The sequence below is a fragment of the Burkholderia sp. YHN3-13 genome (assembly GCF_055810675.1).
The window spans coordinates 118,340-130,434 of sequence record NZ_JBVVNQ010000005.1 but is presented as its reverse complement, the minus strand read 5'-3'; the positions used below and the strand labels follow the sequence as shown (position 1 = coordinate 130,434).

Below are 12,095 nucleotides of genomic sequence, written 5' to 3'. Positions count from 1 at the left end.
GGAGAACGTGATGTCCGCAGACGATCGACTCGATGACGATGCCCGGATGCCTTCGCCACTGCGCCGGAAAATGCTCGGCGGCCTGGCCGCCGCACCGCTGATGGCGCTGGGCCTGCCGCGCGGCGCGTTTGCGCAAACGCCGCCCACGGCGAAGGTCAATACCACGGGCCTCGCGGTGACGGACACGACGGTGACGGTCGGCCAGCTTCATTCGGCCACCGGCACGATGGCGATTTCCGAAACCGGCTCGATCCAGGCCGAACGCCTCGCCATCGAGCAGATCAACGCGATGGGCGGCGTGCTCGGCCGCAAGGTGCAGATCATTCAGGAAGACGGCGCCTCCGACTGGCCGACCTTCGCCGAAAAATCGAAGAAGCTGCTGGAGAACGACCACGTCGCGGCGGTGTTCGGCTGCTGGACCTCGGCCTCGCGCAAGGCGGTGCTGCCGGTGTTCGAGAAGGATAACGGCCTGCTCTATTACCCGACCTTCTACGAAGGCCTCGAACAGTCGAAGAACGTGTTCTACACGGGCCAGGAAGCGACCCAGCAGATTCTCTGGGCGCTCGACTGGGCCTCGAACACCAAGAAGGCCAAGACGTTCTTTCTGATCGGCTCCGACTACATCTGGCCGCGCACCTCGAACAAGATCGCGCGCCGTCATATCGAACAGCATCTGCATGCGAAGGTGGCGGGCGAGGAGTATTACCCGCTCGGCACCACCGAGTTCGCGTCGCTGATGAACAAGATCAAGCTCGCGCGTCCGGACTGCATCTTCGCGACCGTGGTGGGCGGCTCGAACGTGGCGTTCTACAAGCAGCTCAAGGCCGCGGGCATCACGCCGCAGAAGCAGTTCCTGCTGACGCTGTCGGTGACCGAAGACGAAGTGCTCGGCATCGGCGGCGACAACTTCGCGGGTTTCTATTCGTCGATGAAGTATTTCCAGTCGCTCGATAACGAGAACAACAAGAAGTTCGTCGCGGCGTTCAAGGCGCGCTACGGGCAGAAGTCGGTGATCGGCGACGTGACGCAGGCCGCCTATCTCGGCCCGTGGATCTGGAAGGCGGCGTGCGAGCGCGCGGGCAGCTTCGACGTGGACAAGGTGGTCGCGCATTCGGCCGGCATCGAGGTGGCGAACGCGCCGCAAGGTTACGCGAAGGTCGATGCGAACCACCACCTGTGGAGCCGCTCGCTGATCGGAGAAGGGCAGGCGAACGGCCAGTTCAAGGTCGTCGCGCAGTCGGAGCAGCCGATCCAGCCGAATCCGTTCCCGAAGGGCTACATGTAATCCGTCAACCGCAGCGGCGCGGCGGGCCATGATGCCGCCGCGCGAGGAGCGTTCGATGTCCGCTACCGATATTTTCAACATCACGCTGATGCAGGGCTTCGCCGGTCTGAGCCTCTTCAGCGTCCTGCTCCTGATGGGGCTCGGGCTCGCCGTGATCTTCGGCCAGATGGGCGTGATCAACATGGCGCACGGCGAATTCATGACGATCGGCGCCTATACGGTCTACATGTTTTCGTGGTTGTCGCAGAACGTCTGGCACGCGCTCACGCCCGTGTATTTCTTCTTCGCGATTCTCGCGGCGTTCGCGCTGGCCTTCGCGGCGGGCTGGCTCGCCGAATGGGCGCTGATTCGCCATCTGTACAAGCGCCCGCTCGACACGCTGCTCGCCACCTGGGGCCTGAGCCTCGGCATGCAGCAGGTGTTCCGGTCGACCTTCGGGCCGAAGGAGGTGAGTCCGGCGCTGCCCGACTGGCTGATGGGGTCGTGGGAGCCCACGCCCGGCCTCGACATTCCGGTGAGCGGCATGTTCGTGATGGGCCTCGCGCTGCTGATGACGGGCGGGCTGCTGCTCGCGCTTTATCGCTCGCGCTGGGGCTTGCGCGTGCGCGCCACGGTCGCGAACCGGCCGATGGCGAACGCGGCGGGCATCAACACGCAGCGCACCGACCGCATGACTTTCGCGATTGGCTGCGGTATCGCGGGCGTGGCGGGCGCGGCTTTCACGGCCATCGGCTCGACGGGGCCGACGAGCGGCTCGCTCTATATCGTCGATTCGTTTCTCGTCGTGACGTTTGGCGGCGCGGCGAGCCTGCTCGGTACCGTGGCGTCGGCATTCGGCATCGCGCAGATGCAGTCGATCAGCGAGTTCTTTCTCTCGGGCTCGATTGCGCGCGTGCTCACGCTGCTCACCGTCGTGGTGATTCTCATGCTGCGTCCGCAGGGCCTGTTCGCCTCGAAGGTGAGGCGAGTCTAAACACTGCGGCTCACGTCAGCGCGCGTTCATGCGCAAGCCTCATTCACAGCTTCATTCGTATGGAGAGTTGGACATGGAACCCATCCAACCCACGGCGGGCGGCGTATCGCCGCGATCCGGCCCGGGCGCGCCGCCGGCCGGCTGGCGGGCTCGCGCGGCGCGGCTCGACGCGTCGGGCTACGCGGGCATCGTGCTGCTTGCGCTGCTCATCGTGGTCGTGTTTCCGCTCGTGCTCGACACGTTCCGTCTGAACCTGATGGGCAAGTACCTGACCTACGCGTTCGTGGCGATCGGCCTCGTGATCGCGTGGGGCTACGGCGGCGTGCTCAGTCTCGGCCAGGGCGTGTTCTTCGGCCTCGGCGGTTACGCGATGGCGATGTTTCTCAAGCTCGAAGCGTCCGATCCGGCCGCCACACGCACGCAGACCACGCCGGGCATTCCCGACTTCATGGACTGGAACCAGCTCACCGCGCTGCCCGCATGGTGGAAGCCGTTTCATGGATTGCCGTTCTCGATACTCGCGGTGCTCGTCGTGCCGACGGCGCTCGCGTTCGTGATCGGCTACGCGATGTTCAAGCGGCGCGTGGGCGGCGTCTACTTCGCGATCATCACGCAGGCGGTTGCGCTGATCCTCTCGGTGCTCATCATCGGCCAGCAAGGCTATACGGGCGGCGTGAACGGCATCACCGACCTGCGCACGCTGCTCGGCTGGGACATCCGCACCGATCACGCGAAGCTGATCCTGTACTTCGTGAACGCCGCGCTGCTGATCGGCGCGCTGCTCGCCTGCCGCTATGTTCAGCGCAGCAAGCTCGGCACGCTGCTGCTCGCGATGCGCGACAAGGAAGACCGCGTGCGCTTCTCGGGCTACGACGTCGCCATGTTCAAGGTGTTCGCGTTCTGTCTCGCGGCGATGCTCGCGGCCGTCGGCGGCGCGATGTTCACGCTGCAGGTGGGCTTCATGTCGCCGTCGTTCGTCGGCATCGTGCCGTCGATCGAAATGGTGATCTACGCGGCCATCGGCGGGCGCATGTCGCTGGTCGGCGCGGTGTACGGCGCGATTCTCGTCAATCTCGGCAAGAGCTGGTTCTCGGAGAGCTTTCCGAACCTCTGGCTCTATCTGATGGCGGCGATGTTCATCGGCGTGGTGATGGTGTTTCCGAACGGGCTGGCGGGTCTGTACGAAGAACATGTGCGCCCGCGCGTGAGACGTCTGCTCGGCGCGGCGAACAAGGAGGCGTGAAGCATGAGCAATACCGACTTTCTGCTCGCGATCGAAGACCTGACCGTGTCGTTCGACGGCTTCAAGGCGATCGATTCGCTCAATCTCTATCTCGAACGCGGCGAGTTGCGCGTGGTGATCGGCCCGAACGGCGCGGGCAAGACCACGCTGCTCGATCTCATCTGCGGCAAGACCAGGGAAACGGCGGGCAGCATCAAGTTCCGCAACGAGGAAATCACGAAGCTCGCGGAATTCCGCCGCGTGCGTCAAGGGATCGGCCGCAAGTTCCAGACGCCGTCGATTTACGAAAACCTGAGCGTGGCGCAGAACCTCGAAGTGTCGTTTCCGCGCGGTCGCAGCGTGTTTGGCGCGCTCGCCTATCGGGAGGACACCGAAGTGGCCGATCGCGTGCGCGACGTGGCCAGTGAAATCGGCCTCGCCGGCGCGCTCGATCTGGAAGCGGGGCTGCTTTCGCACGGCCAGAAACAGTGGCTCGAAATCGGCATGCTGCTGATGCAGGATCCGGAACTGTTGATGCTCGACGAGCCGATTGCCGGCATGAGCGTGCGCGAGCGCGAACTGACCGCCGACCTGCTCGACCGCATTTGCCGCAACCGCTCGATGATCGTGATCGAACACGACATGGCGTTTGTGGAGCGCATCGCGCACAAGGTCACGGTCATGCATCAGGGGAAGATCCTCGCGGAAGGGCCGATGGCGCAGGTGCAGGCCGATCCGCGCGTGATCGACGTCTACCTCGGCCACTGAGTCGGCAACCGAACGACAACACGGAGAACACATCATGCTGGAAGTCGACGATCTCGTCGTCAGCTACGGCCAGAGCGAAGTGCTGCACGGCATCGGCTTTTCCGTTGCGCAAGGCGAAAGCGTGGCCGTGATGGGCCGCAACGGCATGGGCAAGACCACGTTGTTCAAGGCGCTGATCGGCATGCTGCCCGCCAATCGCGGCACGGTGCGCGTGGCTGGCGCCGACGTTTCGAAGGACGAGAGCTACCGCCGCGTGTCGAAGGGCATTGGCTACGTGCCGCAAGGCCGGCAGATCTTCGCGTCGCTGAGCGTCGAGGAAAACATTCGGACGGGCCTCGAAAACGCGCAGAGCCAGCAGGTGCCCGACGAACTTTACGCGTTGTTTCCCGTGCTGTTCGACATGAGAAAGCGCAAGGGCGGCAATCTCTCGGGCGGTCAGCAACAGCAACTCGCGATTGCGCGCGCGCTTGCAACCGACCCGAAAGTGCTGCTGCTCGACGAGCCGACCGAAGGCATCCAGCCGTCCGTCATCAAGGACATCGCCAGGGCGCTCAACCAGATTCGCACGAGCCGCAATATCGCCATCGTCGTCTCGGAGCAGGTGTTGAGCTTCGCGCTCGACGTGGCCGACCGCCTGTTCGTGATCGAGGGCGGCCGCTTCGTGCACCAAAGCACGCGTGACGCGGGCGACACCGACCGCATCCGCGAATACCTCTCCGTCTGAGCGCGGCGCGGCGTTCGCGCGCCGCGCCGTATGTCAATCCGCGAACCCAGGAGCCAATGCCATGCCCGAGACTCTCATCAAGGTCGATCTGAACCAGTCGGCCTACGAAAACGAACAGGTACACAACCGCTGGCACCCCGACATTCCGATGGCCTGCTGGGTGAAGCCCGGCGACGACTTCATTCTCGAAACCTACGACTGGACCGGCGGTTTCATCAAGAACGACGACAGCGCCGACGACGTGCGCGACATCGACCTGTCGATCGTGCACTTTCTCTCCGGCCCGGTGGGCGTGCAAGGCGCCGAGCCCGGCGACCTGCTGGTGGTCGACCTGCTCGACATCGGCGCGAAGGCCGACAGTCAGTGGGGCTTCAACGGCTTCTTTTCGAAGACCAACGGCGGCGGCTTTCTGACCGATCATTTCCCCAGCGCGCAAAAATCGATCTGGGATTTTCACGGTGTCTATACGCGTTCGCGCCATATTCCGGGCGTGAATTTCGCGGGCCTGATTCACCCGGGCCTGATCGGCTGCCTGCCCGATCCGAAATTGCTGGAGACCTGGAATGCGCGTGAAACCGGCCTGATCGCCACCGCGCCCGATCGCGTGCCGCCGCTCGCGAATCCGCCGTTCGCGGCCACCGCCCACATGGGCAAGCTCGCGGGCGAGGCGCGCGACAAGGCCGCCGCGCAGGGCGCACGCACGGTGCCGCCGCGCGAGCATGGCGGCAATTGCGACATCAAGGATCTGTCGCGCGGCTCGAAGGTGTTTTTCCCGGTCTACGTGGATGGCGCGGGCCTTTCGGTCGGCGACCTGCACTTCAGCCAGGGGGACGGCGAGATCACGTTCTGCGGCGCGATCGAAATGGCCGGCTGGGTGCACATGCGCGTGAATCTCATCAAGGGCGGCATGGCGAAATACGGGATTCGCAATCCCGTCTTTCAGCCCAGCCCGATCACGCCGACCTATAACGATTACCTCATTTTCGAAGGTATTTCCGTCGACGAGCAGGGTGGCCAGCATTATCTCGACGTCACCACCGCGTATCGCCAGGCGTGCCTGAACGCGATCGAGTATCTGAAGAAATTCGGTTATTCGGGCGCGCAAGCGTATTCGCTGCTCGGCTGCGCGCCGGTGCAGGGGCATATCAGCGGCGTGGTGGATATTCCGAACGCGTGCGCGACCTTGTGGCTGCCCACGCAGATCTTCGATTTCGACATTCGCCCGAATGCCGACGGCCCGATCCGGCACATCCAGGGCGGCGTGGATCTGCCGTGTTCGCCGGATCTCGCGAAGGCGTGAGCGGCACACTGAAATAACGCAGGAAAAGGAGGCTGTCATGCCCATCTACGACTTCGAGTGCGCAAGCTGCGGGCCGTTCTCGGTCATGCGCCGCATCGCGGATCGCGAAAAACCGTGCCGTTGTCCCGAGTGCGGCGCGCAAGGCGGGCGCGTGATCGGCGCGCCATCGCTGGCGCTGATGACGGGGGCGCGCCGCGCCGCGCACGCGACCAACGAGCGTGCCGCGCACGCGCCGCGTCAGTCCGACGACGGGCCGCCGCTGCGCCATCGCGCCGGCTGCAGTTGCTGCTCGGGCGGCGCGGCGAAGCTTGCCGGCACGGCGTCGGACGGCCTCAAGCGGCCGGCGGGACGGCCCTGGATGATCAGCCACTAAGGTGTGCCGCGCGCGAGCCGATGCCCGGAAGCAGCGGCCGTCGCGCGCGGCGTCAACGTGTTCGAGGAGGAAGCGTCATGCGACATGGTGATATTTCGAGCAGCCGCGATTGTGTGGGTGTCGCGGTAGTCAACTACAAGATGCCGCGTCTGCACACGAAGGCGGAGGTGCTCGACAACGCGCGCCGCATCGCCGACATGGTGGTCGGCATGAAACAGGGTTTGCCAGGCATGGATCTCGTGGTGTTCCCCGAGTATTCGACCCACGGCATCATGTACGACCGCCAGGAGATGTTCGATACGGCGTCGACGATCCCCGGCGAGGAGACCGACATCTTCGCGGCGGCGTGCCGCAAGGCCAACGTGTGGGGCGTGTTCTCGATCACGGGCGAGCGCCACGAGGCGCATCCGCGCAAGGTACCGTACAACACGCTCGTGTTGATCGACAATCGCGGCGAGATCGTGCAGAAGTATCGCAAGATCATGCCGTGGACGCCGATCGAAGGCTGGTACCCGGGCGACCGGACCTATGTGACGGACGGGCCGAAGGGTCTCAAGATCAGCCTGATCATCTGCGATGACGGAAATTATCCGGAAATCTGGCGCGACTGCGCGATGAACGGCGCGGAGCTGATCGTGCGCTGCCAGGGCTATATGTATCCGGCGAAAGAACAGCAGGTGATGGTTGCGAAGGCCATGGCGTGGATGAACAATACCTACGTGGCAGTGGCCAACGCCACGGGCTGGGACGGTGTGTATTCGTACTTCGGCCATTCCGCGATCGTGGGGTTCGACGGGCGCACGCTCGGCGAATGCGGCGAGGAGGAAATGGGCGTGCAGTATGCGGAGCTGTCGCTCGGGATGATTCGCGACGCGCGGCGTAACATGCAGTCGCAGAATCATCTGTACAAGCTGCTGCATCGCGGCTATACCGGCACGATCAATTCCGGCGATGGCGCGAATGGCGTCGCGGACTGTCCATTCGGGTTCTATCGCGACTGGATCGCGGATCCCGACGCCACGCGTCGCCGCGTCGAAGCGCTTACGCGCGCAACGCCCGGCACGCCGGAGTGCCCGATCGAAGGTATTCCGCATCAAGACTGAGCGCGTGCGTTCCCGGCTTCGTGCGCGCACTTTGCGACCGTGCACCGTGCGCCGATCGACTGTTTCGGGAACCTGTTCGAGGACCACCAGGCGACGCAGCTGACGGGGCAGGGCAACGGGCAGCCGATTCGCCGTTCTACCTGGACGTGGCCGACGTGCGGCCGACGAGCGTCGCGCGCAAGGCGTTCGAGACGCGGATTCGCGACGGGGGCGAGCCGCCGGCGCCGCATCACGTGTTCGAGCCGCGGTAAAAAGACGGGCAGGCCGCCCGAAAACGGGGGCGCATCGGAATGTGCGCCGTCGGCCGGTCACGCCCGCCACGCAAGGCGCACGCGGCGATCGCATGCTGCACTGCATCGAAATGGCTTGACGAAATGGCCACTACGGCGTAGTGTCCATGGTCGAAGTGTTCAAGAAGTTCGATTGCTCATCATTGGCCGCGCTCCGTGCGGCAGTCGTTGGTCTCTCCCTCTTTGATTCTTTCTGTGCCCGTCGCGGGCGCATGTTCAATTATTTGTATTAAGGAAGTATTTGTGGATACCGGTACCGTCAAGTGGTTCAACGAAACCAAGGGCTTTGGTTTCATCTCCCCGGACAACGGCGGCGACGATCTGTTCGCCCATTTCTCGGAAATTCGCGGCACGGGTTTCAAGACCCTGGCCGAAGGCCAGAAGGTCAGCTTCGAAGTGAAGCGCGGCCCGAAGGGTCTGCAAGCGTCGAACATCACGCCGCAGTAAGCCGCAACGGCAGCGGCCGCCAGTCGGTGGCCGTTGCCGGATGGAGTTTCGCGCGAGGCGCCGCCCTGGCGGCGCCGGCGCGTTCCGATGCGCACGACCGATGCATCGCGACATTCACGATGCATCGGTCGTGACGCCTCCCTCCTCGCATGCCTGAACGGCGTGCGACGTAACGCCCTCGCAAAGCGCTCGCCGCTTCGCGAGCGCATCACCGCTTCAACGCATCAACCTGAGCAGACCGCCGCCATGTCGTAGCCGGCGCGGTCCCGACTTGCGCGGCGCTCATCCCGCCGCCGCCACCGACCGCCCGAACGCCGCAACGCGCCGGGCTCCGATCGCAAGACAGGCCTGTGGCCCGTCTGAACGAACCGATCCCCGGCAGCCTGCCGGCGGCCGTCCCGTTACGGGATGCCGCGCCGGGCAGATCGCCGCGGCCGCGGTCTATCACCTTGTCTGGAGGAATTGGTTTGGCAAAAGAAGAACTGCTGGAACTCGACGGAATCGTCGACGAAGTGCTGCCGGACAGCAAATACCGTGTGACGCTGGAAAACGGCGTCGTGGTTGGCGCGTACGCGTCGGGCCGCATGCGCAAGAACCACATCCGGATTCTCGCGGGCGACCGCGTGACGCTGGAACTGTCGGTCTACGACCTCACAAAGGGCCGCATCAACTTCCGTCACAAGGACGCGAATTCCCCGCGTCCGCCGCGAAGCGGCCAGCCGCGTCGTTAAGCGGCCTCGACCGGTGCGCGGCCACTCGCGCACCGGGTCGAAACCCGTCCGGCCACGCGGCCGGACGCACCGGATGAACGCGCGTTGCATGCCGTTCGTCGGTCGCCGGCGGCGCCGTCATGCCGCGGCGGCCCCCACCGCCTTCACCGGCCGCCGCGCGTGCGCAACGCTCAGGCGGCCGCGTCCCGCAGGAAATCCTCGACGATCATCGCGAAGTACGGCGGACATTCCTGCATCGGGTAATGCCCGCAATTCGGTATCGTCACGAGCCGCGCGCCCGGGTGCCACGCGAGAAAGGTCGCCTGCATCGCCGCTGCGTCGATTCCCGGATCCTTGTCGCCGACGATTACCAGAAAGCGCGTGTCGAGCCCGCGGATGTCGTCGACGAAATCCGCGCCCGTCAGCATGTCGAGATACGCGAGTCGGCAACCCGGCGCCACGCGTTCGCGGTTCTGCCGCAACTTCAGGTCGGCCCAGCGCGCCGACAATCCACCCGTCACGAATCGCACGAGCCGCCGAAACGCATCGTCGTCGACCGTCGTGCTCGCGAAGAATGCGCGCGCGTCGGCGCCCAGGCGGTTGCCGGCCGCCGACACCGGACACACGGCGATCGCGCTCTTGATGCGTGACGGCGCATCGGCTGCGAGCCGCTGCGTCGCCATGCCGGTCATCGAATGGCCGATCACGTGAAAGCGCTGCCAGCCGAGACGATCCGCGAGCGCGAGGCAATCGGCGGAAATCTCGTCGACGGTGCATGCGCCGGTCAGGTGGCGGGACGCGCCGTAGCCGCGCAGGTCGACGAACACGTACGTGAAGGCTGTTTCGTCGAGATACGGCAGCGTTGCCGTGTAGTTCGTGTGGTCGCCGAGCCAGTCGTGCAGGACCATCACGCATTCGGGGCCGGCGCCATGCCGCAGGGAGCCGAGCCCGTCGTGGTTGCCGGTCGGGCGGGCGGAGGAGGTGTCGATGGGGTTCATTTCAAGTCGTTTCCGTCTGGTTGGGGAACCAAAACGAAACGCCCTCCCGGCGGACCGGGAGGGCGTCTTGAAAGTGCGTCGATCGTATCGGGCCGATCGGCGAAAGTCAACGCCCGACGTGCCTTTCCGCGCGACACCTCGATGCGCTGCGCATCGGCCCGGCGGTTGTCGTCCGACGGCAGGACACGATCACCGACCGATATCGTCGGGCTCGCCTATGCGGCCGGGGGCCGTCCATGCCGCGACGCGGTGCGCACGATGCTTTACGCGCGGGGCGGCGCGGCCGTACACTCGTCGGCAATTCGCGGCCCGCGCGCGTGGCTTGCCATTCCTTCGGTGGCTTTCAGCGGGCCGACGATCGTGCCAGCCGGACATTCGTCGCGCGACGCCAGGAGGCGCCATGAGTGCAGACGCAGCCCCCGCATCCCCGTCCGTTCAGGACCGCATCCGGCACGTGTTCGTGCTGATGCTCGAGAACCGTTCCTTCGATCACCTGTTTGCACTGTCGGGCATTGCCGACATCGTCGCCGCGTCGCCGGGCAACAGCAACGCGTACGGCGGCGCGGTCTATCCGTTCGGCGGCGGCGCGCCCGACCGGATGCCGACCGATCCGTGCCACGAATTCACCGACGTGCTCGAACAGCTGTGCGGCGCGGGCGTACCGTTCGTGAAAGGGCAGGCCTATCCGTCCATCACCAATTCGGGTTTCGTGTCGAACTACGCGACGTCGCATTCCGAAGGCACGCCGCCGCGGCCGGTCGATGCGGGCAAGATCATGCAGGGTGTCGACGTCGCGACGCAGGCGCCGTCGCTTTACGCGCTCGCGAACGCGTTCGTGCTGTGTGATGCGTGGCATGCATCGATGCCGGGGCCGACCTGGCCGAACCGCTTCTTCCTGCATGGCGCGTCGTCGGCCGGGCTCGACCATTCGCCGACCAAGCAGGAAATGCTGGGATGGGACGGGTTCGACGGTTTTCCGTATCCGAAGGGTTCGATCTTCGGCGCGCTCGGCGACGACAACTGGCGCATCTACCAGGACCAGACGGGCGACCCGCTCGGCCACGTGCCGCAGGTCGCGTCGTTGAAGGGCATCAGCTTCTTCGACATCGACGATCTCGCGCATTTCGACGCCGATCTCGCGGCCGGCTACACGGCGCGCTATACGTTCATCGAGCCCGGTTACGGCGACATCGTGCACGGTACCTATCAGAACGGCAGCTCGCAGCATCCGATGGACGGTCTCGCCGGCGGCGACCAGCTCGCCGCGCGCGTGTACAACGCGATCCGCAATTCGCCGGTGTGGAACAGCAGCCTGTTCGTGATCGTCTACGACGAGCACGGCGGCTTCTACGATTCGGTCGGGCCGGGCGCCGCGCCGCCGCCGAACGACGGCGCGCCCGCGACGCTGAACGCGAGCGGCTTCGGCTTCGACGTGTACGGCGTGCGCGTGCCGGCGATCGTGATTTCGCCGTGGGTCGCGGCCGGGCACGTCGATCACACGCCGTATGACCATGCATCGGTCGCCGCGACGCTCGAGCGGCTGTTCGGCCTCGCGCCGCTGACCGATCGCGACCGCCTCGCCAACGACCTGCTGGCGCTCGTGACGCCTACGTGCCGGACGGATTGTCCGCAAAGGATCGGAACATGAGTACCACCGCCCCGACTCCGGACCCGCGCGATGCGCTACCCGTGCGCGACGGCACGAGCCTGATCGCGTATCTGCACATCCTGAGGAAAGCGCATGCGGCGCTCGTCGGACAGGAGCAGGCGCATCAACGCTTCAGCGAGATCGTCACGCGCGGGCAGGCGCGGCGGTACATCGAGGAACTGATGCCGGTGCTGCTGCACAAGCGTGCCGAGCATCGGGCGCGCAAGCATGGCGGGAAGCATCGTTGAGCGGGG

Annotated in this window: 13 protein-coding genes; 12 read left to right on the top strand and 1 reads right to left on the bottom strand. The window is 65.3% G+C overall.

Annotated elements, in window-relative coordinates; translation table 11 throughout:
• Positions 1-10: 10 nt before the first annotated feature.
• The 10 genes from urtA (at position 11) to infA (ending at position 9,216) form a co-directional block, all read left to right on the top strand.
• Positions 11-1,285 carry an urea ABC transporter substrate-binding protein gene (gene urtA, locus AC0KUR_RS14600; protein WP_034191285.1) on the top strand — a complete coding sequence of 425 codons (1,275 nt, stop codon included), beginning with the start codon at positions 11-13 and terminating at the stop codon, positions 1,283-1,285.
• Between the two features lie 55 nt (positions 1,286-1,340).
• Positions 1,341-2,258: an urea ABC transporter permease subunit UrtB gene (gene urtB, locus AC0KUR_RS14595; protein WP_034191655.1), complete on the top strand. Its 918-nt coding sequence runs from the start codon at positions 1,341-1,343 to the stop codon at positions 2,256-2,258.
• A 73-nt stretch (positions 2,259-2,331) separates the two neighbouring features.
• Positions 2,332-3,501: an urea ABC transporter permease subunit UrtC gene (gene urtC / locus AC0KUR_RS14590; RefSeq protein ID WP_069704714.1), complete on the top strand. Its 1,170-nt coding sequence runs from the start codon at positions 2,332-2,334 to the stop codon at positions 3,499-3,501.
• A gap of 3 nt (positions 3,502-3,504) precedes the next feature.
• Positions 3,505-4,248: an urea ABC transporter ATP-binding protein UrtD gene (gene urtD / locus AC0KUR_RS14585; RefSeq protein ID WP_034191287.1), complete on the top strand. Its 744-nt coding sequence runs from the start codon at positions 3,505-3,507 to the stop codon at positions 4,246-4,248.
• A gap of 34 nt (positions 4,249-4,282) precedes the next feature.
• Positions 4,283-4,972, top strand: coding sequence for an urea ABC transporter ATP-binding subunit UrtE (gene urtE, locus AC0KUR_RS14580; protein ID WP_059556590.1), 690 nt, complete (start codon positions 4,283-4,285; stop codon positions 4,970-4,972).
• A gap of 61 nt (positions 4,973-5,033) precedes the next feature.
• Complete coding sequence (gene fmdA, locus AC0KUR_RS14575; protein ID WP_049036105.1) at positions 5,034-6,272, top strand: formamidase; 1,239 nt, start codon at positions 5,034-5,036, stop codon at positions 6,270-6,272.
• Positions 6,273-6,309: 37 nt separating this feature from the next.
• Positions 6,310-6,645: an FmdB family zinc ribbon protein gene (locus AC0KUR_RS14570; protein WP_034191290.1), complete on the top strand. Its 336-nt coding sequence runs from the start codon at positions 6,310-6,312 to the stop codon at positions 6,643-6,645.
• Positions 6,646-6,722: 77 nt separating this feature from the next.
• Positions 6,723-7,748, top strand: coding sequence for an aliphatic amidase (locus tag AC0KUR_RS14565; protein ID WP_069704718.1), 1,026 nt, complete (start codon positions 6,723-6,725; stop codon positions 7,746-7,748).
• A 533-nt stretch (positions 7,749-8,281) separates the two neighbouring features.
• Entirely contained in the window at positions 8,282-8,485 is a 204-nt protein-coding gene (locus tag AC0KUR_RS14560; RefSeq protein WP_006483056.1) for a cold-shock protein, read from the top strand.
• A 467-nt stretch (positions 8,486-8,952) separates the two neighbouring features.
• Positions 8,953-9,216, top strand: a complete 264-nt coding sequence (gene infA, locus AC0KUR_RS14555; protein ID WP_006483034.1) for a translation initiation factor IF-1 — start codon at positions 8,953-8,955, stop codon at positions 9,214-9,216.
• 170 nt (positions 9,217-9,386) lie between these two features.
• Here the strand turns inward: infA and AC0KUR_RS14550 are convergent, their stop codons facing one another.
• Positions 9,387-10,193 (bottom strand): alpha/beta fold hydrolase, encoded by an 807-nt coding sequence (locus tag AC0KUR_RS14550; RefSeq protein WP_473376085.1) that lies wholly within the window; start codon positions 10,191-10,193, stop codon positions 9,387-9,389.
• Between the two features lie 400 nt (positions 10,194-10,593).
• On the opposite strand from AC0KUR_RS14550, the gene AC0KUR_RS14545 reads away from it, so the two are divergent.
• On the top strand, positions 10,594-11,841 hold the full coding sequence (locus tag AC0KUR_RS14545; RefSeq protein ID WP_051701093.1) for an alkaline phosphatase family protein: 1,248 nt from the start codon (positions 10,594-10,596) through the stop codon (positions 11,839-11,841).
• Positions 11,838-12,089: a hypothetical protein gene (locus AC0KUR_RS14540; RefSeq protein ID WP_034191657.1), complete on the top strand. Its 252-nt coding sequence runs from the start codon at positions 11,838-11,840 to the stop codon at positions 12,087-12,089. The genes AC0KUR_RS14545 and AC0KUR_RS14540 overlap by 4 nt, the downstream gene beginning before the upstream one ends.
• Positions 12,090-12,095 lie beyond the last annotated feature (6 nt).

Bases quoted from the DNA above. Each gene is read 5' to 3' on its own strand.
- urtA (WP_034191285.1), top strand. From the start codon at position 11: ATGTCCGCAGACGATCGACTCGATGACGATGCCCGGATGCCTTCGCCA.
- urtB (WP_034191655.1), top strand. From the start codon at position 1,341: ATGTCCGCTACCGATATTTTCAACATCACGCTGATGCAGGGCTTCGCC.
- urtC (WP_069704714.1), top strand. From the start codon at position 2,332: ATGGAACCCATCCAACCCACGGCGGGCGGCGTATCGCCGCGATCCGGC.
- urtD (WP_034191287.1), top strand. From the start codon at position 3,505: ATGAGCAATACCGACTTTCTGCTCGCGATCGAAGACCTGACCGTGTCG.
- urtE (WP_059556590.1), top strand. From the start codon at position 4,283: ATGCTGGAAGTCGACGATCTCGTCGTCAGCTACGGCCAGAGCGAAGTG.
- fmdA (WP_049036105.1), top strand. From the start codon at position 5,034: ATGCCCGAGACTCTCATCAAGGTCGATCTGAACCAGTCGGCCTACGAA.
- AC0KUR_RS14570 (WP_034191290.1), top strand. From the start codon at position 6,310: ATGCCCATCTACGACTTCGAGTGCGCAAGCTGCGGGCCGTTCTCGGTC.
- AC0KUR_RS14565 (WP_069704718.1), top strand. From the start codon at position 6,723: ATGCGACATGGTGATATTTCGAGCAGCCGCGATTGTGTGGGTGTCGCG.
- AC0KUR_RS14550 (WP_473376085.1), bottom strand. From the start codon at position 10,193: ATGAACCCCATCGACACCTCCTCCGCCCGCCCGACCGGCAACCACGAC.
- AC0KUR_RS14545 (WP_051701093.1), top strand. From the start codon at position 10,594: ATGAGTGCAGACGCAGCCCCCGCATCCCCGTCCGTTCAGGACCGCATC.
- AC0KUR_RS14540 (WP_034191657.1), top strand. From the start codon at position 11,838: ATGAGTACCACCGCCCCGACTCCGGACCCGCGCGATGCGCTACCCGTG.